General features: G+C 36.2%; 24 protein-coding genes and 1 riboswitch. Of the genes, 4 read left to right on the top strand and 20 right to left on the bottom strand.

Annotated features, from left to right (window positions below):
- Positions 1 to 15 precede the first annotated feature (15 nt).
- The 8 genes from JOC59_RS03300 to JOC59_RS03265 form a co-directional block, all read right to left on the bottom strand.
- Positions 16 to 996 carry an IpaB/EvcA family protein gene (locus tag JOC59_RS03300; RefSeq protein WP_205143380.1) on the bottom strand — a complete coding sequence of 327 codons (981 nt, stop codon included), beginning with the start codon at positions 994 to 996 and terminating at the stop codon, positions 16 to 18.
- Positions 997 to 2,232 (bottom strand): hydroxymethylglutaryl-CoA reductase, degradative, encoded by a 1,236-nt coding sequence (locus JOC59_RS03295; protein WP_239517003.1) that lies wholly within the window; start codon positions 2,230 to 2,232, stop codon positions 997 to 999.
- A gap of 138 nt (positions 2,233 to 2,370) precedes the next feature.
- On the bottom strand, positions 2,371 to 3,426 hold the full coding sequence (gene adhP / locus JOC59_RS03290; protein WP_205143379.1) for an alcohol dehydrogenase AdhP: 1,056 nt from the start codon (positions 3,424 to 3,426) through the stop codon (positions 2,371 to 2,373).
- 295 nt (positions 3,427 to 3,721) lie between these two features.
- Entirely contained in the window at positions 3,722 to 4,423 is a 702-nt protein-coding gene (locus JOC59_RS03285; protein WP_205143378.1) for a 2,3-diphosphoglycerate-dependent phosphoglycerate mutase, read from the bottom strand.
- A 293-nt stretch (positions 4,424 to 4,716) separates the two neighbouring features.
- The gene (locus JOC59_RS03280) at positions 4,717 to 5,061 is read right to left on the bottom strand and encodes an AzlD domain-containing protein (protein WP_205143377.1); all 345 of its coding nucleotides are present in this window, start codon (positions 5,059 to 5,061) and stop codon (positions 4,717 to 4,719) included.
- 16 nt (positions 5,062 to 5,077) lie between these two features.
- Complete coding sequence (locus tag JOC59_RS03275; protein ID WP_205143376.1) at positions 5,078 to 5,860, bottom strand: AzlC family ABC transporter permease; 783 nt, start codon at positions 5,858 to 5,860, stop codon at positions 5,078 to 5,080.
- 95 nt (positions 5,861 to 5,955) lie between these two features.
- Positions 5,956 to 6,282: a thioredoxin gene (trxA, locus tag JOC59_RS03270; protein WP_375792763.1), complete on the bottom strand. Its 327-nt coding sequence runs from the start codon at positions 6,280 to 6,282 to the stop codon at positions 5,956 to 5,958.
- Complete coding sequence (locus JOC59_RS03265) at positions 6,283 to 7,185, bottom strand: RluA family pseudouridine synthase (RefSeq protein WP_205143374.1); 903 nt, start codon at positions 7,183 to 7,185, stop codon at positions 6,283 to 6,285.
- A gap of 144 nt (positions 7,186 to 7,329) precedes the next feature.
- Positions 7,330 to 7,418: riboswitch (TPP riboswitch) on the top strand.
- 117 nt (positions 7,419 to 7,535) lie between these two features.
- Between JOC59_RS03265 and JOC59_RS03260 the strand changes: the two genes are divergently transcribed.
- The 4 genes from JOC59_RS03260 to JOC59_RS03245 all read left to right on the top strand — a co-directional run bounded on the left by JOC59_RS03260 (position 7,536) and on the right by JOC59_RS03245 (position 11,246).
- Positions 7,536 to 8,093 (top strand): ECF transporter S component, encoded by a 558-nt coding sequence (locus tag JOC59_RS03260; protein ID WP_205143373.1) that lies wholly within the window; start codon positions 7,536 to 7,538, stop codon positions 8,091 to 8,093.
- A 121-nt stretch (positions 8,094 to 8,214) separates the two neighbouring features.
- A complete protein-coding gene (locus tag JOC59_RS03255; RefSeq protein ID WP_205143372.1) occupies positions 8,215 to 9,624 on the top strand; it encodes an ABC transporter ATP-binding protein in 1,410 nt (469 codons plus the stop codon).
- Positions 9,624 to 10,283, top strand: a complete 660-nt coding sequence (locus JOC59_RS03250; protein WP_205143371.1) for an energy-coupling factor transporter transmembrane component T family protein — start codon at positions 9,624 to 9,626, stop codon at positions 10,281 to 10,283. The genes JOC59_RS03255 and JOC59_RS03250 overlap by 1 nt, the downstream gene beginning before the upstream one ends.
- Positions 10,284 to 10,325: 42 nt before the next feature.
- Positions 10,326 to 11,246 carry a magnesium transporter CorA family protein gene (locus JOC59_RS03245; protein ID WP_205143370.1) on the top strand — a complete coding sequence of 307 codons (921 nt, stop codon included), beginning with the start codon at positions 10,326 to 10,328 and terminating at the stop codon, positions 11,244 to 11,246.
- A gap of 172 nt (positions 11,247 to 11,418) precedes the next feature.
- Here the strand turns inward: JOC59_RS03245 and JOC59_RS03240 are convergent, their stop codons facing one another.
- The 12 genes from JOC59_RS03240 to JOC59_RS03185 form a co-directional block, all read right to left on the bottom strand.
- Positions 11,419 to 12,828: an amino acid permease gene (locus tag JOC59_RS03240; RefSeq protein ID WP_205143369.1), complete on the bottom strand. Its 1,410-nt coding sequence runs from the start codon at positions 12,826 to 12,828 to the stop codon at positions 11,419 to 11,421.
- A 428-nt stretch (positions 12,829 to 13,256) separates the two neighbouring features.
- Positions 13,257 to 14,243 (bottom strand): ribose-phosphate diphosphokinase, encoded by a 987-nt coding sequence (locus JOC59_RS03235; protein WP_205143368.1) that lies wholly within the window; start codon positions 14,241 to 14,243, stop codon positions 13,257 to 13,259.
- A gap of 119 nt (positions 14,244 to 14,362) precedes the next feature.
- Positions 14,363 to 14,803, bottom strand: a complete 441-nt coding sequence (locus tag JOC59_RS03230; RefSeq protein ID WP_205143367.1) for a MerR family transcriptional regulator — start codon at positions 14,801 to 14,803, stop codon at positions 14,363 to 14,365.
- Between the two features lie 23 nt (positions 14,804 to 14,826).
- On the bottom strand, positions 14,827 to 16,083 hold the full coding sequence (locus tag JOC59_RS03225) for a D-alanyl-D-alanine carboxypeptidase family protein (RefSeq protein ID WP_205143366.1): 1,257 nt from the start codon (positions 16,081 to 16,083) through the stop codon (positions 14,827 to 14,829).
- A complete protein-coding gene (locus JOC59_RS03220) occupies positions 16,067 to 17,227 on the bottom strand; it encodes a sensor histidine kinase (protein ID WP_205143365.1) in 1,161 nt (386 codons plus the stop codon). The genes JOC59_RS03225 and JOC59_RS03220 overlap by 17 nt, the downstream gene beginning before the upstream one ends.
- Positions 17,228 to 17,371: 144 nt before the next feature.
- Entirely contained in the window at positions 17,372 to 18,064 is a 693-nt protein-coding gene (locus JOC59_RS03215) for a response regulator transcription factor (RefSeq protein WP_205143364.1), read from the bottom strand.
- 27 nt (positions 18,065 to 18,091) lie between these two features.
- The gene (locus JOC59_RS03210) at positions 18,092 to 18,832 is read right to left on the bottom strand and encodes a DUF1129 family protein (RefSeq protein WP_205143363.1); all 741 of its coding nucleotides are present in this window, start codon (positions 18,830 to 18,832) and stop codon (positions 18,092 to 18,094) included.
- 21 nt (positions 18,833 to 18,853) lie between these two features.
- A complete protein-coding gene (gene ychF / locus JOC59_RS03205) occupies positions 18,854 to 19,957 on the bottom strand; it encodes a redox-regulated ATPase YchF (protein WP_205143362.1) in 1,104 nt (367 codons plus the stop codon).
- 25 nt (positions 19,958 to 19,982) lie between these two features.
- Positions 19,983 to 20,180, bottom strand: coding sequence for a DUF951 domain-containing protein (locus JOC59_RS03200; protein WP_205143361.1), 198 nt, complete (start codon positions 20,178 to 20,180; stop codon positions 19,983 to 19,985).
- A gap of 12 nt (positions 20,181 to 20,192) precedes the next feature.
- Positions 20,193 to 21,116, bottom strand: coding sequence for a ParB/RepB/Spo0J family partition protein (locus JOC59_RS03195; protein ID WP_205143360.1), 924 nt, complete (start codon positions 21,114 to 21,116; stop codon positions 20,193 to 20,195).
- Positions 21,103 to 21,873 carry a ParA family protein gene (locus tag JOC59_RS03190; RefSeq protein ID WP_205143359.1) on the bottom strand — a complete coding sequence of 257 codons (771 nt, stop codon included), beginning with the start codon at positions 21,871 to 21,873 and terminating at the stop codon, positions 21,103 to 21,105. Before JOC59_RS03190 ends, JOC59_RS03195 begins: the two co-directional genes overlap by 14 nt.
- Complete coding sequence (locus JOC59_RS03185; RefSeq protein ID WP_205143358.1) at positions 21,874 to 22,425, bottom strand: ParB/RepB/Spo0J family partition protein; 552 nt, start codon at positions 22,423 to 22,425, stop codon at positions 21,874 to 21,876.
- Between the last annotated feature and the right edge of the window lie 8 nt (positions 22,426 to 22,433).

Genomic DNA, 22,433 nt, shown 5'->3' with positions numbered 1-22,433 from the left:
CTAAACTCCCTTGCGTTAACTTTCTGCTACTTCCCGGATCGTATATGGTAATGCCAAACTATCAAATAATTCTTCAACCGACATATCATATAGTTGCTTAAACCATTCAGTCGAGCCCCCAGTTGCTTCATCTGGAACTGATAATACAAATGAGTTTTGCCGGGTTGTTCGATTTAAACCAACATATGCTCGTTCACCCGTTTGCTTATCAAGCATTTCTGAGTGGAATACTTCAAATATTTGCCGGACTTGCATCCGTAGCTGTCTTTGTGAAAGCACACTTGAAACCGTAACAAATTCAGTACTGTGTAATTTAGGCATGTCCCATTCTAGCATTTGCTTATCAAAGGCCTTAAATAATTTGACAATTGCGCGGTGCATCGTAAATGGTGAATCAATTGTGCTCCCTAAGACATCTTTATAAATTGCCGTAGCTGCCTTAAACGCAATCGGATAATCATTTTTAAATTGTTTTAAATATTTAGTTTTATGCATATCATCAGCATAAAAAACCAACGCATCTAGTAATATCAATAACCGTAAGGCTGCTTCATCATCATTTCCGTTATCTTCTTTAGTTAATGTTGTCGCTACGCCTAATGCATACTGTTTTGCTACTGTTTCATTAATTAAATGATGCCTACGTTGTTCAGTAACCACAACTTCATGTGCAATAACATTATACAAACTTGTAGTCATAATCATTAATTGTTCATCCAGTTTTTCATCTCCAAATGAACCGTGGAAAAAGATTTGCGGAAAGCCCACTAAAGGCAATAAGATATGCATTAATTCATGCGTCGCCGTATAATCTGGTGCCGTCACATCGGTAACTTGCACTACTATCCTTGAACCAAGAGCATCTCTAGTCGCTTGATCGTGGCGTACATAGCCACTTTTTGTATCTCCAAAGCGCACTAAAACTTCCCCTGGATACATTTGATTAATTTGATCTAATAGTTCTTTAGCTGCTGTCCCTAATCGAATATCACTCATTTAATTTCTCATTTCTTTTAATAATTTTAGCGCTGTTTCTGTATTTCTTAAGGGCATTTTGGCTAACCTTTGTACTAATTCAGTTACTTCGGTCGGTTTTGCCCCCACAGCCAAGGCTAACGACTTTAATTGTAATTGCATATGCCCTGCTTGGATACCATTTGTTACTAATGCTCTAAGCGCTGCTAAATTTTGTGCTAACCCAACCGTTGCAATCACACAGGCTAGTTCTTTAGCTGTAGTAACTTTTAATAATTTTTGATTAACCTTAGCTAACGGAACGATTCCAATCGAACCACCTACAATTCCAACCGGCAATGGTATTGTTAAACTACCCTCTAGCCGATCATCGATCACTTGCCACTTACTTAAGCTAGTATATTTACCATCATAACTCGCATATGCATGGGCACCAGCCGCAATCGCACGCCAGTCATTACCTGATGCCATCACCACTGCATCAATTCCATTCATAATTCCTTTATTTTCGGTTGTCGCTCGATATGGATCAATATGACTATATAAGTTAGCTTGAGCAATTTTTTGCGCAATTTCTACATTCCTAAATCCGACTTTTTCTACGGCGTTAAATGGTAATGAAACTCGAACTTCAACTAACGCTTGTGTCGCTAAATTAGATAGAATTGCTAAATCAACTTGTTGGCTAAACCCGTTATCCCGTAAGTAGACGGCGATCGCTTCAGCCATGGTATTAACCGTATTAGCACCCATCGCTTCTTGTGCATCAACAAGTAGGTCCAACGAAACCATTTTATCACCTAAATTACGAACGGTAATTTTTTTAAGCCCCCCACCGCGCTTTTGCATGCTTGGATGGGCTGCATTCCCCAATGCAATTAGTAATGATTCGTGTTTAATGACATACTGTTCAAATTCCACAAATTCGATATCATGCATTAATACTTGGCCAATCATTTCGCGATTTATCGCTTGAGCTGTAACTGTGCCATAGCTAAACATTCTGGCTCCATTTGCTGCTGCTGCAATCACGGAAGGTTCTTCTGTCGCCATCGGGATAACATAATCCGTTCCATTAACAGTTATTTTAGGTAATAGACCTAAAGGAATCGCGTAGTTACCAATATAATTTTCAATCATTTTTTCATGAATTGAACTGTAACTAGTATTTAATAATGTCGCATCATTTTCATCGATTAAATGCTTATCTACTAACTGGGCTAGCCGTTCATGACTAGTCAATTGATGAAATTTCATAATTATCCTTCCATTCTCTCTATTCAAGTTAATTTTAGCATACTATTTTCGATAAGCAAAAACTGTCTTTTTGAACCCAAAAAAGAGTCTCGAACATTTAGCCGAGACTCTTTTTTAACGATACGCTTATTATTAATCTTAAAGAGTTGTAAAATCAAAAACTTTACGACCAGTAATTTTACCGGCTTTCATTTCGTCAATCACATCATTAATGTCAGTTAATTGTACTGTTTCAACAATTGGCTTAACTTTACCTTCAGCTCCAAATTGGAATGCTTCTTTAAGGTCAGCACGTGTTCCAACTAATGATCCACGCACTTCAATTCCATCAAGTACCGTTTTAGCAATATTTAACGCCATATCACCTTGTGGTAGCGCTACAGCAACCAATTTACCCATTGGGCGAAGTGAATTTACCGCTTGATTGAAAGCCGCTGCGTTAACTGCTGTAACTTGCGCAGTATGTACACCACCAGTGGCTTTTTGCACTTCAGCAGCTACATCATCAACTTTTTTACGGTTAATTAAAACTTCAGCACCATTAGCCTTAGCAGCAGCTAATTTATCATCATTACCATCAATAACAGCCACATGGGCACCAAAAACGTTGTGTGCATATTGAACAGCTAGGTTACCTAAACCACCAGCACCATGTACAGATACCCATTCACCTGGTTTCGCTTCCCCAGTCTTCAATGATTTATACATTGTGACACCAGCACAAGTAATTGAAGATGCTTCAACAGGATCTAAATCTTCTGGTACTTTAACTGCATATTTTGAGTTAACAATCACTTGTTGAGCCATTGCACCATCGACAGTATATCCTGCATTACGTACTTTACGACAAAATGTTTCATTACCTGATACACAGAAATCACAAACACCACAAGCATCATAGAACCAAGCGATTGAAACGCGATCACCAACTTTTAGATAGTCAGATGCACCTTCACCTAGTTTAGCAACGCGACCTACTCCTTCATGACCAATTACGCGGCGGAAAGCCCCATTACGTGTTCCCATCTCGTTAGGATTACCAAAATCACCATTAGCACAATGTAAATCAGTGTGACAAAGACCACAGTATTCAACATCGACAAGGGCATCACCAAAGCCTAATGTAGCTGGCTTCCAATCATCAATTAAGTCTACATATCCATCTGGAGTTTCACGAACAACAGCTGCTTTCATTTTAAATTCCTCACATTATTTAAGTATTTTTCTTAACACGCTTAATTGTATGCCACTTTATCAAAAAAATAAAGCTCAATTTATCACAATTTTACTTTTTTTTAAGTAACTACTTTGATTTAATAACATTTTTATTATTTTTTTATTCACATAATATGAATAAAAGGGCCCTAAAATAACTCAATATGACATAAAAAGCCATAATCAATCTATAATTCTACCCAATAAATTACCTTGGCTAGCTATAAATTAACTATGGCTCAATTAATAATAACGCATTATTGTTACGTTATTATTAATCCTTATTTTTTGTAAGAATCTTTTTATCAGTCACTTCTAGTGCTTCATTGAATGTATACACAACTGGTTCCCCAGTAGCCATTTCAAGATTTAAAATATCATCATCTGAAATATTTTCAATATACTTGCTTAGGGCCCGCAATGAGTTTCCGTGCGCCGCAATCACAATGTTTTTACCATCTTTTAACTTAGGTGCAACTTCGTCTTGCCAAAATGGAATTACCCGTTCTAATGTCACCTTTAGGTTTTCACCAGCTGGTACAGTCCGTGCATCCAAATCAGCATAGCGTCGATCATTAGCAATCGAACCTTCTGCATCAGCGGCTTGAAGAGGAGGTAACACATCGTATGAACGACGCCAGATATGAACTTGATCAGCACCCCATTTTTCAGCAGCTTCAGCTTTATTTTGGCCTTGCAATGCACCATAGTGCCGTTCATTTAAACGCCATGTTTTAGTTTCTGGTACCCAAAGTTGGTCAGATTCTTCCAATGCAAAATGCAAAGTCTTGATGGCACGCTTCAATACTGAAGTATATGCGTAATCAAATTCTAGCCCTTCAGCCTTTAATGACCGACCAGCATTCTTTGCTTCTTCAACACCTTTTTCTGATAAGTTAACATCAACCCAACCAGTAAACAAGTTTTCTAAGTTCCATTCACTTTGACCGTGACGAATTAACACTAATTTAGCCATGCGGATAATTACCTCTTTTATTTTGATAGATTTATTCTTCTTCATTATACATAATTTTTGACAATTACGCACATCAAAATAAAAAGAGAATAAAACAACATAGCATTACGCTACCATCTCTAGCAGTAACCAATACCTAATTTATGCAAGCAATTATCATCAATTTTTGTCGCTAGCAAAAAATAACTACCCCTAAATTCGATTAGTGATAGTTATTTTTAAATTTATTTTCACTTAAACGTATTCGGCCATCCTATTGGCTAAAAAGCCATCCATCAGCACTTACTAACTGTTTAAAGCCCAAATGTTGCTAATAACAGGGCAAAACCCCAAACACTAACTAAACCTGACAAAACAGATAATAGCATTGAATGGGTATAGTACGCGACAATCACCACAATTATGGCTGCTAACATCATATTAAAGTTGCTAAAAGTCATTTGATAATCATGAGTTACAAAAATATCTTTTGCAATTAAAGCTGTAAACAACGAAACTGGCACAAAATTCATCCATTCATTAAACCATGCTGGTACTTTTCGTGTCGTAAAAAATAGCATTGGAAAATAGCGCGGAATAAACGCTGCAATTGCCCCAAAACCAACTATCATTAAATGCCGTTTTAACTCTGTATCCATTTTAAAAATTCCTCAATTAGTCCTTAACGTTCTTTACAGAATGTAATTTCTCATGTGTATTTTTAGGCCCTTTAATTTTTGATAACATCGGGCTTTTAACATTACGTTTTTTGATACTTTTTTCTAACATGTAGCCGGCTGTGGCAGCTAAAAGGGTTGCAATAATCAAGCCCAACGTACTCTTTAAGGCAACTACTATCGTAATTGATAAAATTGCTGAAATAATAACTGGGAAGAATAAAATTCTGCGCTTAATTTGCATTGTCACCATGTATAAAAACATTGCAGTTAATGCAAAATGCACAATCGGTAAGTCAATTGTAATTGTTGAACCTAATATACCACCAATAATATTACCAATTGTCCATGCAGCTAAGGAATAGTACTCAACACCGAGGGCATCTTTTGGTGTCCAATATTTATCGGTTGAGAATTTCAAATAATTCACCGCATAGTTTTCATCATTCATTGATGCCGAAAACTGTAAAATAAATGGTTGCTTTGCTTTCTTTAAGTATTTCGACAAACTCGTACCTAAGAGCACATACCGTAATTCTAGGAAAAATAGCATTATCGTTATTGTCCATACGGGGGTAGATGTCATGAGCATTGATGCAATCATGAACTGAGCGCCCCCTGAAAAAACAGCAATTGATAATAAAACAATCATCCAAATAGCAAAACCACCGGATTTTAATAAGATCCCCGCCGCAATTCCAATAGGTAAATAGCTAAGCATTAATGGGGCTGTAACCTTCATAACCGTGAACCATCTCGGTTCATTCTTTTGTTCCTTCATTTTTCAGTAAAAAACTCCATTTCGTTATTAAAAACAGCACTATAATTGTAACACATCATTTACATGCAAATAAGCTTAAAATATTATTTATTATTTTAATTTTGATACTCAGCCAATTTTTTATTTAGATATTGTGTCAGTTTGCCTTTTGGATATACACCTGACACCTTTTCCAAAGCGTGACCATCTTTAAATAACACAAGTGATGGAATACTCATTACTTTATAATTTTCTGCCAAATGTGGATATTTCTCAACATCAATTTTACCAAAATTAATTTGTCCATCATAGTCTTTTGCTAATTGTTCTAAAATCGGATTCATCATTTTACATGGTGCACACCAATCAGCCCAAAAATCAACTAGAGTCAACCCCTCTGCAACGCTTGAATTTAAATTTGTATCATTAATAATTTTCATGATTCACTCCAGTTTAACCGATATATTTATTGGAAAGTCGTGTGGTAATGGTGCGCTAACAAATTGTAGATTGTTTGAAAATGGTATATAAAGTTTAACTGTTACACTATGCAACAGCATTCTTTGATAACTAAGGGTTTTTTCATATAGTGGATCGCCGATAATTGGATGACCCCAATTTTGTAAATGGACTCGTAATTGATGGGTCCGTCCCGTTGCTAATTGCAACCGTAATAAGGTTTTTTGATATGTTTGTTGCACCTGATACCAATAGGTAATAGCTGGTTGGGCATCAACGCCATTCACTTTACGTTTTCTTTGATCAGCTGGATCATGACCAATTGGTTGGCTTAATACTCCGCTAGGGGCCCGAACCACCCCATTAACCCATGCCAGGTATGTTCTTTCAATAATTTTAGCCGCAATCATTTGATTCAAAATTGGAACAACAATCGGATTTTTAGCCACAATTAAGGCTCCCGAGGTCGGCAAATCTAGCCGATGAACCATGTAGGGTACCTGCTGTTTATGGGCTAAATAAGCGGCAACAAAATTCATCACTGTCCCTGTTTCACCAGTAAAATTAGGATGTGTTTTATACCCGGCTGGTTTATTAATTACTAATAAATCGTTATTTTCATACAAAACATCTACTTTAACGGCATTATCAATAACATAGTTAGATATAGGTACTTTAAAATCACTTTCTATGAATAAAAGTTCCAATTGATCATTGGGCTGTAAAATTGTTGATACCGGTTGATTAATACCATTTAAGCGAATCGCTTTACGCATACGTAAACTGCCGCGTAAGCGCCGCGGTATATACCAAGCAATTAATTGATTTTTAATTGATATTGCTGCTTGGTTCTTTGGTAGTACAACTTTATATATCCACTCATTCATTAAAAACGCCATCTCTTTCATTATTCTTATAAATTTTAGCATACTTTTAAAAAGTTAATAATAAAAAAAATTTCTATACAAAAATAACTTTTTAGTTTATACTGACTTTGTAGCAATATTGCTATCATACATTAGAAATAATAGCCAAGTTATCTGGGGTGCTTTTTGCTGAGATATTACCCATTGAACCTGATCTAGCTAATACTAGCGAAGGGAGATACGACACTTTTTTTATTTAGCAATTTATAATATGCTAGCCGTCCTCTTCAATTGTATTCAACTGAAGTGGCGGCTTTTTTATTCCAATAAACTGACTGTTAATTCATACATCATAATAGGAGGCTTTAAATATGCAAACAACATCAAAACCAGGGGGATGGCGCTTACGTGACGTCATCTTACTCACGTTAATCGGGATCTTCTTTGGTTTCATTTTTTGGGCTTGGGCATTTGTCTATAATGCAATTGCTGCAACTCCACTAAAACCCTTTGCTAATGACATAACGATTGGCGCTTGGCTAATGGCTGGTCCAATGGCTGGCTTTTTACTCCGCAAAGCAGGTGCAACAACATTAGGCGAAGTTTTTGCTGCGGTTGCCGAGATGGCGATTGGTTCACAATGGGGGGCTTCAACGATTCTTTCTGGTATTATTCAAGGTATTGGTTCTGAACTAGGATTTGCATTCACTGGTTACAAGGCCTGGAATCGCTTTGGTTTATTTTTATCAACTTTAACCTCTACTATTGTTACATTTGCTTGGGATTTGTATGCAAATGGTTATGGTAGCTATCATTTAGGTATGTTACTAACACTATTAATCATTCGCTTTATTTCAATTGGCTTCTTTTGTGGCATTCTTGTTGATGCAATTACCCACCTAATTAATAAAGCTGGTATTTTAAAGTAAATTATGCTTAACTTTACTTTTTATCTAAAAAAGACATGGTTAATTTCGCAATAACCATGCCTTTTTAGCTACTATTAACTAACTATAATTTGAATATTCGCAAAAAAACATGAGGCATTTTATGACAAGCTTAGCACTTTCAAATCTTACAATCGAATATCCCACTGAGCATCAAAATATATCCGTGATCACTGATACTTCATTAACATTTGTTGAGCCATCATTTAACCTATTAATTGGGCCATCAGGTTCAGGTAAGTCGACTTTTTTAAAAGCTTTAGCGGGCTTATACCCTGAGTATGGCAGCAATGTTACTGGGACCATTCTGCTTGATGATCAGCCAATTACGACTTATTCCATTCAACAAAGAACTAAAAAAATTGGTATGCTTTTTCAAAATCCTAGTGAACAATTTGCCATGACGACACCACTTCATGAAATTATCTTCACGCTTGAAAATCTATCATTAACCGCCTCAGAAATTGATGAACGGGCTCAATATGCCCTTGCCTTTGTTGGTATTAGCCACCTTGCGCATCGGCAACTTAAAACTCTCAGCGGTGGGGAAGCTCAAAAAGTTGCCCTAGCAGTTGTTTTAGCCATGCAAAGTGACATTATTTTATTAGACGAACCTTTTGCTAGTGTCGATCCGTTAGCGCGCCTTGATCTACTTACAAAACTTAAAGAATTAGTAAAGCGCGGCCATACAATCATTATTAGTGATCACGATCTGGCTGGCTACCAAAACTTAGCACCTAATCTTTTTGCGATTGAAGCGCATCAGGTAAAAAAAATTACACCAGCTCCTGCACTATTTAAGCCATTTAATACTTTACAGGCCAATTTTACGCTACCACCTGCAAATGCTGAAATTGTCCTTAACGCACCTTCTCTACAGATTACCACCGGTCAAACAAAACTATTAGCAACCGAAAATTTTAATTTGTTAAAGAATAAGATGACTTTACTTACTGGCCCTAATGGCGTTGGTAAGTCAACCCTCTTTGGTGCGTTAACTAAATTACATCCCTATACTGGTAGTATTTTTTATTTAGATCAAAATATAAAGAAAATAAAAACACCGCAATATGCTCGTCAGGTAGCTTTAATTTTTCAACAAGCTGAGATGCAATTTTTAAAAATGACCCTCAAAGAAGAACTTGAATTGAGTTTAAAGTATGCCAATTATCCAGAATTATGGTCAGAAACTAAACTAACTGAAGTCCTTGCTTTCTTAAACATGGCTGAGATGCAAGATCATATTATTTATCAATTATCTGGCGGACAGAAAAAAAAGTTGCAAATATTAATTATGTTGATTATTGGTACTCCTGTTTTATTATTAGACGAGCCACTAGCTGGACTAGATTTAGCTTCAGTTGATAGGATTATGTCATTAATAAAACAAATGACTCGCAAACAAAACCAAACCGTTTTGATGATTAGTCATCAGCTGACTGGTATCCCTGACTACTTTGACTATCACCTTGTCTTTAATCATCAGTCAATTACCTACGAGGAGGTACTTTAATGAATGCTAGTGTAAAATTAGGCATCGTCCTATTACTTAGTTTAGAAATCTCATTTACAAAATCTATTAGCTTAAACTGTCTTTTAGTCATTAGTAGTCTAATTTATTTACTAGGTAAAAAAATCAATTTGAAAAATTTTATCTATACTGCCTGCATCCCCTTGCTACCAGCCTTTGGTTCATGGTCATCTATTTATTTCTATGGTACTGGTGATAACCATCATATGGCCTGGGTTATGTTTAGCCGTATTTTTGCCTATGTATGGCTTGGTGCAACACTAACCTTAACCACTCACATTGATGAAATTTTAAAGGCATTAGAACAAAATGTTAAACTTCCTAATACATTTGTTTATGGTATGCTTGCCGCCTTTAATTTCATTCCTAAGATTGGTCAGGAAATCAAAACGATTAAAATTGCGGCCCAAATGCGTGGTGTAACGTTGCATTTTTGGTCACCCCAGATTTTTTTCAAAGCCATTTTGACGTCATTAAGATGGTCAAATAATCTTGCACAAGCCATGACTTCCCATGGCTTTAGTGAAGGGGCCCCTAGAACTTACTATCAAGTAATGCCGATTCCAACTTGGAATATGGGGGTTGCTTTATGTATTATTTTAATTGTGCAATTATATTTAATGTACCCTCTTTGGCCCTAATGTTATAGTTATTGGTAATAACTATATTTTAAGAGGATAATTATGATTAAACAGCATCATTTTAATAAAAACTTTGCTTGGTATGAGGTAACTGATCTTTCGCTTGCTGAACGCAAAATATTACATGATCAGCACAATATTTCTGATGAATTAATCTACTATGCTACTGATCCAAATGAAAGTGCGCGTATGGAGTATGATTATGATCATAATTTAACATTGATGATTTTTGATGTTGTAACACCTGACTCAAACCTAGAAGCAACAGAGCCAGTTGGTATTTTGTTTACAAACAATGCCCTATTTGTGTTCGTCAGACCGGCCACCCAATTCACTAATCAAACGCTATTAGCCCCTAATAATCACCAATTATTACCAACACATACTTCATTAACGCCAATCGATATTATTCTTAATGGTTTGTACTCTTTAAATAGTGACTATGTAACCGCAATTATTGGTATTAATCGGCGTCGACGTGAATTAACAGATGAGTTACGCGCGAGCAAGTCATTTAAAAAACAAACCAACGATTTATTACAACTAGAAACATCATTAGTGTACTATTTAAATTCACTACGCTCTAACAAATTTCTGCTACAAGATTTACAACGCCGTAGTGCTAATGTCTTTACTAATCTCCAACTTGAACATTTAGAAGATGTATTAGTAGAGGTGACCCAAGCCATTGACATGGCTGAATTAGCCCAGGAAGTCACAGATTCGTTATCCCATTCTTACGCGAACCTCGTTAATGACAATTTAAACCAAACCATGAAATTATTAACAGTTTACTCAATTCTTTTAACTGTTCCCACAATTATTTCCGGTTTTTACGGTGAAAATGTCGCCTTACCGTTTATGAACGCTAAATATGGTTGGCAGTTAACCATCCTCTTTACTTTAATTGGTATGTTAATTGTTACGTATTTACTTTGGCGAGCAGGTTTCTTTAAAAAATAAATGAGAGGCCCCCCAATATTGAACTAACCTTCAACATTGGGGGGCCTCTCATGTAGGTCCTTTTTAGTACTATCAACTACCTAATTTCTTTGACACTATCGCGTTAAGTTTCCTACCTAAGCCAAAGTCAGTTAGGATTATCACATCCCTTGCAAATATCCTTGATTCCTTATCACTGATTAAGTTTTGAATGTCTTTTAGAATACCCAAAATAAATTAACAAACCAAAAGTAAACCAAATAATAAAACGAACCCAAGTTTCCCAGTTTAGCCCTAAAATTAACATAATACAGAAAAGAATGGCAATTATTGGCGTTACTGGTAGTCCAGGGGCTTTAAACCCTCGGTGTAAATCAGGCTGACGATACCGCATCACCAAAACACCAGCCGATACTAGAATAAATGCCGTTAAGGTTCCCACATTTACTAGTTCCGATAAAATATTTAAATTAATAAAGCCCCCTGCTAATGCTGCTAAAGTTCCAAAAAACCAAGTACCCTTAAAAGGTGTTTGATATTTTTTGTTGATATGCCCGAAAAATTCAGGAAAAAGCCCATCACGCGCCATTGAGTAACTAATCCTTGATTGACCATATAATTGAACCAAAATAACAGTCGTCATCCCCAAGATGGCCCCAACACTAACAATAATCGATAACCATGTTTGACCAGTTTCGTGCAGAACAGCTAAAATTGGTGCATTTAAATACTTAGTAAAGACCGTATATTTAACAACTCCAGTCATAATTAAAGTCATGATGATATAAAGAAGCGTCGAAATTAATAGTGATAATAAAATTCCACGTGGTAATGTTTTACTTGGATTAATCGTTTCTTCCGCACTCGAAGATACTGAATCAAAACCAATAAATGAAAAGAAGACTACTGATGCCGCTGGAATAACGCCTGCCGCAGTCCCATTATGGAACGAATAACTACCATATGGGCTAAAGGGGTGCCAATTGCTAGGTTTAATAAACCAAATGGTACAAATAATAAATAGCACAATTACAATTAACTTGATAATTACCATGGTATCATTAACTCTTTTAGTTTGGTTAATTCCAACTGAAATTAGCCACGTAATTGCTAAGACAATTAAAAATGCCGGTAAATTAAAATACGTGCTAACTCCTGGTGTCGTTCCAGCCGCAGCGGTTAAAACGGTCGGAATATGAATGCCAAAATCAGCTAATAAACTTACTAAGTAGCCCGACCAACCAACTGATACAGTTGCTGCCCCTAGTGCATACTCTAAAATCAGATCCCAACCAATGATAAATGCAATAATTTCACCAAATGCAATATACGAATATGTATATGCTGAACCAGAAACAGGTGCTAATGAAGCAAATTCTGCATAACATAACCCTGCAAAACCACAACAAATCGCAGCAATTAAAAATGAAATTGATAATGCTGGTCCAGCAGTTAACGCACCCTTACCTGTTAAAACAAATATCCCAGTTCCAATAATGGCTCCAATTCCTAAAAAGATTAAATCCCATGTCCGCAATGTTCGTTTCAATGGTGATGTTTCTTTCAGTAAATCTGCAACTTGTTTTCTTCTAAAGACATCCATAAGCATTCTCCTTTTTTCCTATCACTGATGCTTTACAATCAAATCGTTAACCATCCATCCCATCATTACTTTTTAGAACAATTTTAAGCAACTATATGGATGTATTGATGAATAGCATACAACCTGTTAATTAAAAAAGCTAATAAAAAACTCATCTTTTTTTAATCAATTCGTCATTAACACCCTTTAATGTCACTTTTTTTAAAAATCGTTCGTCTTACTTTTTGCTACTACTATTTGGTAGCTGACGCTTTTTAGCATCTTTTTCAGTAATTAATGTCATAAAATATTACATTTATTTTTATTTAGCGCTACACAAAAAAGATTGACTTAAAATAATTTACATTCAATCATTTTAAGTCAATCTTTTTTGTTATTTTACTATCAGCATTACTTAGTAAATTTACATTTTAGCTGCTAGTAACTAATTATTTATGTGCACCACGCCGAAAACGATTAGTAAATAACGGTGAAACCGGTTTGTTTTCATTAATGCGCATAATTGCATCAGCTAACAAATCAGCTGCTGAAATTTGGACTAATTTACTAAACTTTTTATTATCCGGTAATTTGATGGAATCAGTTAAAATAACCTTTGTAAAGGCTGAAGCTTCTAAACGCTCGATTGCTGGACCAGATAAAACAGCATGTGTAGCGACAACATAAACTTCTTTGGCCCCTTCATCCATAATCTTTTGTGCCCCTTGGGTAATTGTGCCAGCAGTATCAATCATATCATCGATCATAATGGCGCGCTTACCTTTAACATCCCCGATAATATTCATTATTTTCGCCACATTGGCCTTTGGCCGTCGTTTATCAATAATAGCAATCGGTGCTTTTAATAGTTCGGCCAGTGCCCGTGCTCGTGTAACACCACCATGATCTGGTGATACCACAACCGTTTGATCTTCTTGAGCAATCCCGCTACTTAACAAATAATCAGCTAATAATGGTGCGCCCATTAAATGATCCATCGGAATATCAAAGAAGCCTTGAATTTGGGCAGCATGTAAATCTAAGGCGATTACTCTTGTGGCACCAGCTTTTTCCAACATATTTGCAACTAACTTAGCAGTAATTGGTTCGCGTGAACGGGCCTTACGATCTTGCCGTGCATACCCATAATATGGCATCACAATATTAATACTTGCTGCACTGGCCCGGCGCAATGCATCTATCATAATTAGTAATTCCATCAAATTATCGTTTACGGGGGCTGATGTTCCTTGCACAACGTATACGTTATCTCCACGGATACTTTCTTCTATATTAATCCGGATCTCACCATCACTAAAGCGATCAACCTTTATCTTACCTAACTCAACACCTATTGTTTCGGCAATTTTTTCTGCAAGTGGTTGATTTGCACTTAATGAAAACAATTTAAACTTTGGATCGGCATATGTTCTCATTTTTGTCCTCTACCCTATCTCGTTAATTTTAACAAAACTATCTAAGTTAATTTTATTAGTTTTGGTGCTTATCTTCAAGCAAATATGATCGTTTAATTGATAAAGACCATAATTTTTTATCATTCAACATAATATTTAAATTTTTCATCTTCCAATCGGGCGTATAAATGTTGTGTTTTAGCTTCATCTAGCCAGCCTAAATCAATTTCACATGTATTATTACTTGTCTTAACTGTTTTAATTCCCTCTTTAACAAATTTATGTAAAAAATGAGAAACATCAATATATTGATTTACTTGTTTTACGGCTGCTTGTAACGAGTAGCCTTGATCTAAAAAGTATTTAATCCCACTAACACGGGCATACTCTTTGAAATGAAATACGCGTGCACTTTGTTCATCATCACGTTGAATAGAATGAATGTAATTTTTTTGTTCCCAATAGCGTAACTGTCGCGTAGAAACACCGGTCATACTACTTAGTTCACCAATTCGAAAAAATAATTTTTCAGCATTAAATATCTTTTTCATGATATGTAATTCAATCGGATCATTTGCCATCTACCTAAACTCCCTTACTAATCTCAAAACCAACTGGTTATATTACGCCATGCTAATATCAAAAAATTAGCGCGACTAACTTTGTTCTTAGTAACTAGGTCAGCATTAATTTTTTGATAGGTTGGTAAGTATACTCGCGCTACTTGTAATTTACCAACTTTCGCCCCTTTCTTTAATGGAGCTTGATTATTATCAGTTTTTACTGCCTTGACCTCAAGTTTATTAACATTATGATTAACCCAAGCACCAATGGCTTGCTTATTCGTACTTGTAATTACTTGCTTTTGGCCATTTTTAACTTTAATTTTAACATTTTTACGATGGGCTGCGAGCTTTATATAATGTTTTTGTTTAAGCACGGTATTCAATAAATTATTGGTTTGAATAAAGCGTGCTGGATCAGTCGCAGCATTGGCGGTCCCTGCGCCATAAACGACCGTTATTAAGCGCCGCTGCTTGTAGGTCAGCGTTCCTACAAAATTACCCAGTGCTTTTAGTGATGCGCCAGTTTTTAAACCATCAAAATGGTATTTAGTACTAACCTGACCACCTGGTAATAACCAATTAGTCGATGTTAGTGTTGTAGTGGTATTAAATTTTGCAGTTGTTAGTTTGGTCGTCTTCAAAACACTTGGATATGTATTTACTAAATGACTTGCGATGATTGCCATATCTTGGACTGACATCATATTTTCCGCATTTCGATTAGTACCCACTGCATCTGTATAAACCTGACTATTTTTTAAACCGGCGGCGCCATAAATCTTAGCATCAGTTATCCCCCAATGTTTAAGTTGCTGCTGCATTTTGGCCACAAATGCTTTTTGACTACCACTAACTGCTTGCCCTAATGCCATAGCTGCAGCATTAGCTGAGTCTAGTAAAGCTGCCCGATATAAATCAATCACACGATAGCTTTTATTAGCTGTTAATGTCACATTCGTTAATTCAGGTTCAACACTAACTTTAGCAATGTTTTTAGAAATTTTAACCGGTGTTTGCCAAGTTAACTTTCCCGCCGCGATTGCTTGGTGAACAAGGTAGACTGTTAATAATTTTGATGTCGATGCCGCAGGTAACAGTTTAGTCATATTTTGACCACCTAAGACTTGCCCACTTTTAGCATCTACTACAATTGCGCCTTTAGCAGCGATTTTAGTTGCCACTGGTGTATTAGTAGCTGTATTAGCAGCCAAAATCGGCAATGGTAGCAAAAAACTAATTAATAAAACAACTATACTGAATAAGCAACGCTGACGTATTTTATTTTTTACTTGCATCTTCGGTCTCCTTATTACCTTTTTGTTCAATCGGCAAAATAACTTCAAATTCAGTTATCTGTGAGTTTGATCTAGCTAAAATTTCACCACCATGGGCCTCCACAACTCCCTGTGAGATTGCTAGACCTAAACCAGTTCCGCCTGTTTTTGGTGACCGTGAACTCTCGACTCGATAAAAACGATCAAATAAGTGTTTAACCGCTTCTTGCGGAATTGCAATCCCATCATTAGCGACAATAATATGCACATATTTATTTTCAATCGTTGCGATCAATCTAATATATGTCGCCTTTTCCCCATATTTCAAACCATTTTGAATTAAGTTCATAAATAGGCGGGCTAATTTATCAGGATCACCTTCAATAAAAATTTCGTTTGTAGGTACCATCGTTTCAATTTTAATGTGCTTATTTTGCGCTTCAAGTTCAAAACTTGCTGCTAGTTGATCCAACATATCAGTTAAACTGATTTTTTTGATTTTCATTCGCATATCTAACTGTTGTACTTGTGCAAATTCAAATAAATCATCCACTAATGATTTCATTTGAATCGCTTTAGTATACGCAGTATGGCTGTATTTTTTTACATCAGCTGGTGGTAAATGACCCTGACTACTTTCAATTAATCCCAAATAACCAATAATTGATGTTAACGGTGTTCTTAAATCATGTGATACATTTGTAATCATTTCGTCTTTTGATCGTTCAACCGCACGTTCATCTTCCCGCGCTTTAATTTGGGCATCGACCAGTGCATTAACACTATCAATAATCGGTTGGAGGCGTTTACCTAATTTATAAGGAATTCGATGTTTAAAATTACCTTCCGCAATATAATGTAATTCTTGAATGATATGGCCCATCTGATATAAATGATATCTCCGAATTAAGCGCCATGTTAATACTAAGATATCACATATCAGTGCTAAGAAAATCGCAATCCACTGATAACTCCATATTTTGATTCTTTGAGGCCCAATATTAATACTTCTTTTAATTTCAAAAATCCCATTTTCAACCCCCGGATTACTATATATGAAATGGGCTAACATTGTTAAAACGGCCCAGTCAATCATCAACAACGCCCCTATTGTCACAATTGCTTCCCAAAATAGTAGCCAGTATTCTTTACCAGTTAGTCTCATAGCACTCCTTTCAGATAATACTTTGTCATTACATTAATAAAAGGGACTTGGGTCATAAGTAAATGTGACCTAGCCCCTTTATCCTTATTAGCCTAATTAGTACTTTAACCTAACTACTGAACTGATTTTAGCTAATATCCGCCTTTATACTTGTTCAATTTTATAACCGACACCCCAAACAGTTTGAATAACTTGTTCACCGTTGGTTGCTTCTTCGATTTTATCACGTAAATGCGATACGTGAACCATCACAGTTTTCGCTGAGACTACTGATTCTTGTTGCCATACCCGTTCAAAAATATCATCAGCCGAAAATACCCGGTTGGGATGACTAGCTAATAAATATAAAATGCCAAATTCCAAGGCAGTTAGTGTGATTGGTTCACCCTGAACAGTTTTCACCTCATGTGAATCACGATTAATCACCAATGACCTAATATTTAGAATATCTGGCTTATCATTTTGAACCGCATTTTCCGCACGTCTTAACAATGACTTAACCCGTGCCATAACTTCAAGTGGGTTAAATGGTTTGGTGACATAATCGTCAGCGCCGGTTATCAAACCTTGAATTTTATCCATATCAGTTGATTTCGCAGATAACATCAAGACTGGAATTTTAGAGTCTTTACGAATTTCTTTAACAACTTCTAAGCCATTTAACTCAGGCATCATAATATCCAAAATCATTAATGCAATATCAGGATTAGTATGAATTTTTGATACGGCTTCGCGACCATCAGCTACCAAAACAGGTTCATAGCCTTCATTTTTAATATAAATTTCAAGTAATTCTGCAATTTCACGATCATCATCAGCAACAAGAATTTTGGTCATTATTTTTACCTCGAGTTAATTTTAATTTTAATTATTTCGTTTAGAACTATCAAAGACACCACCGGTAATACCGGTAATTCGTCTTTCAAAAACAAATCCAACGAAAGCTAATACTGCTAATGCTAGATAAACATAACCCGGCAATATTGGATTAATAGCACTTGGAATTGCAGTTACACCGATGTATACTACCATCCATAGTGCAATCGCCCCAAGTGTGAACACTAATCTAAACCACAGTGGCTTTTTATCCTTAGGGTTTACAGGTACTAACAATTGCTGAATGTAAGCAAAAATTAAACCTCCCGTGAAGGCTGTTAGTAACAAGCTTAATAGCCCATATGGTGTGCCTTGCGTTTGTATTTTACCATTGGATGTTAATAAGAAAAAGCCAAATACTGCACTAAACATTGCCAAAAACATTAATGCTGTATCGATAACATTGGCCCAATAGCCAGCCCTAACGGTACTATTGTTCACTTTTTTTTGTGGATTTAAAATTGCTTGTGCTTTAGCACTAGGTGTTCCAAACAATTGCTTAGCTGTTTGCCCTTTAAGTTGACCAGCTTTTAGTTCAGTAATCACCGCTGTCAAAGCTGCTTGCTTATCAGCCGCTGCTAATTGATCACCTAAATGCTTATTTAATTGGAACATAAAGTCTTGGTTCTTACTAGTTAAACCGTCATCCGCAAATGTTGCATTATGACTAACTGCACCATGGTGCGGTTGAATTACATCTTCATTAATCTTCTTTTCTTCACCCATCATAATATCCTATTCCACTTAAATTTATACATTAAACAAGAACTCAATGATATCGCCATCTTGAACAATATATTCCTTACCTTCTGAACGGCGCTTACCTGCTTCTTTAACGGCCTTAACTGAACCATATTGATCTAAGTCAGTAAATGCAATCGTTTCTGCACGGATAAAACCTCGTTCAAAATCAGAATGAATCACGCCGGCCACTTGTGGTGCTTTCATTCCTGCTTTAAACGTCCAAGCACGCGTTTCTTTACCACCAGCAGTAAAAAATGTCCGTAGTTCTAGTAAATGATAAGCAGCTCGAATTAATTTATTCAAACCAGGTTCACTTACTCCAGCCATCGTTAAAAATTCTGCTTTATCTTCATCTGCTAACTCTGCAATTTCTTCTTCTGCCCGTGCTGATAAACCAATTACATCGGCATGTTCAGTCATTGCAAATTCTTTTATTTTTTGGAAATATGGTGATTGTGTTGGGTCACCCATATCATCTTCAGCTACATTAGCCACATACAATACTGGTTTTGCAGTTAATAAAAATAAGCCTTTAACAACCTTTTGTTCTTCTTCATTAAATTCAATTGACCGGACAGCCTTGCCAGCTTCCAAAACTGGTTTAATCTTTGTCAGCACCGCAAATTCTGCCTGTGCTTCCTTATTTGTCGCTGTTTTTGCTAATTTTTCCGTTTTAGCATAGCGCTTATCAACAGCCTCTAAATCAGCTAAGATCAACTCTGTATTAATCGTATCAATGTCACTAATTGGATCAACCACACCATTAACATGGGTAATTTCATCATCATCAAAGGCCCGCACCACATGCACAATGGCATTTACTTGCCGGATATTTTCTAAAAATTTATTTCCTAAACCTTCACCTTTTGACGCACCCTTCACAATTCCGGCAATATCAGTAAACTCAAAAGTTGTTGGAATAATTTTATCCGCTGGTTCAATTGCTTGAATGCGGGCTAACCGATCATCTGGTACTTCCACCATCCCCACATTCGGCTCAATCGTTGCAAATGGATAATTAGCCATCTCGGCCCCTGCTTTAGTAATTGCGTTAAATAAAGTTGATTTACCTACATTTGGTAACCCAACAATTCCTGCTGTTAATGCCATTATTTTTTATTCCTTTATTTATTAATTATTTTGTTGGTTCGGCTGCTGATGAAATAACTCTTTTTATACGATGATTAAAATTCAAGCGAGTAAGCATAATCATATGCCCACAACCCTCACATTTTAATTTGATATCAGCACCAATTCTTAAAATTTTCCATGCATTAGTCCCACATGCATGTGCTTTTTTCATTTCTACTATATCAGAAATTTGATAGTCCATCTCACTTACCACCTAATCTAAAGTAATGTTTAACATTTCCAAAATTCGATTCAAGTCATTATCTGATAAATAATTGATTTCAATCTTACCTTGTCCTTTGGAATTCCCCTTTAAGGCTACTTTTGTGCCAAACTTCTCTTCTAATTGATTTTCAGCTGCTTTAATAAACAGACTGGGCTTTTTATTTGGTTTTTGCACATCTTTAGTTGCTACTTTAGCTGATGGTTCAGTCATACCATTATATTCATTAACCAATGCTTCTAATTGGCGAACTGTGAGCCCTTGATCAAGCACTTTTTTAGCTAATGGTGTAATTTTTTGCTTGTCATTTAAGCCAAGTAGTGTCCGTGCTTGCCCCATTGATAATTCATTTTTTTGGACCATATCCTTAACCGTAGCTGGTAAGGTTAAAAGCCGTAAGTAATTAGCAATAAATGGGCGTGACTTACCGAGCCGTTTAGCGACTTGTGCTTGGGTTAAATTCAAACGTTCCATTAACGTTTGATATGCTTGTGCCTCTTCTAAAGGGGATAAATTTTCACGTTGTAAATTTTCAACAACTGCCAATTCCATCATCTGATTATCTGATAGATCGCGAACAATCGCCGGAATATTTTTTTGTTCGGCTAACTTAGACGCTCTAAACCGTCTCTCACCAGCAATAATTTCATACTTTTTTTCAGTTCTGTTTGGTTGCCGGACAATAATCGGTTGAAAAACCCCTTCATTTTTAATCGATTCTGCAAGTTCTTCTAATGCGGTTGGATCAAATGTAATCCTTGGTTGAAATGGATTAGCAACAATATCAGTAATATTAATCTTGTGGATTTTTTCAGTATTTAAATCTTCAATATCAATGTCAATATTATTACTGCTCAATAATGCGCCTAATCCTTTACCTTCACCTAAAATACTTTTCTTTCTAGTAGTCGCCATGGGCCGCTAAGACCTCCTTTGCCAAAGCAGTATACACTTCTGCTCCACGTGAACTTGGATCATAATCAGTAATTGCTAATCCGTGGGCAGGTGCTTCACTTAATCGGACATTTCGGGGAATAATTGTTTTATATACTTGATCCCCAAAATATGTCCGAACTTCTGAATTTACTTCTTGTCCTAAGTTAGTTCGCGCATCAAACATCGTTAATAAAACACCTTCAATTTTTAAATCTGTATTGAAATGTCTTTGAACTAGCTTAACAGTATTTAATAACTGCCCTAATCCTTCTAACGCATAATATTCACTTTGCACTGGAATTAAAATTGAATCCGCTGCCGTAAAGGCGTTAATCGTGATAACTCCCAACGAAGGCGGATTATCAACAATAATATAGTCATATTGATCACGCACTGTATCTAAAGCATCTTTTAGGCGCATTTCACGTGCCATTTGTGGGGCTAATTCAATTTCAGCTCCTGATAATTGAATTGTTGCGGGTACAACATCCATACCTTCATGGGTTGACGCTAAGATTGTTTCCGCTAAAGGAACCTCGTTTACTAAGACATCATAAATATCTTTTTCAATTGCTGATTTTTGAATCCCTGTCCCACTAGTAGCATTACCTTGGGCATCGATATCAACTAATAAAACGCGTTTTCCCGCGGTTGCTAGGGCTGCTCCAAGATTTACACTGGTAGTTGTTTTACCAACCCCACCTTTCTGATTTGCAACTGCAATAACATGTGCCATTTACGTTTTCCTTTCTGCTTCTTCTCTCGATATAAATTTTAATGTGATTTGATTTTTACTAGCATGATAATCAAGATAAATCCCCTGTTTCTTGAATTTTTCAATTCCTACTGTTAAATAATCCTGGACAACTGCCTGTTGAGCTGGCAAATCTAATTGGTTATAGCATAATTTTTTAACCAACATTTCCGTAACCTTAACAGTTAAATTTTGTTGAATTATTTTTTTGACCACATTTGCTTGTGTGCGCTTATCTAATTTTAATAAGGCGCGCGCATGTCGCTCCGTAATCAAACCCTCTTCGAGTGCAGTTTTTGCGGGTTGCCCTAATTTTAACAACCGTACTTTATTTGCAATTGTTGCTTGTGATTTACCTAATTCATGTGCTAATGCGACTTGGGTATAATCACTCAACCGCATGATTTCAGCGTAACACTTCGCTTCTGCCAAAATTGATAGCTGATGCTGTGTTGTTTTGGTACGTAACTCTTGCACCAATCTATCAACTTGTATTGGCGATAGCTGCACTTTTTTGTGTATCTCATCCGTCACAGCTAATC

It is taken from the genome of Periweissella beninensis, assembly GCF_016908275.1.
In the GTDB taxonomy this organism is placed as follows: domain Bacteria; phylum Bacillota; class Bacilli; order Lactobacillales; family Lactobacillaceae; genus Periweissella; species Periweissella beninensis.
Note: the sequence above shows the minus strand (reverse complement) of the source record. Positions and strands in the feature narration are given on the sequence as shown.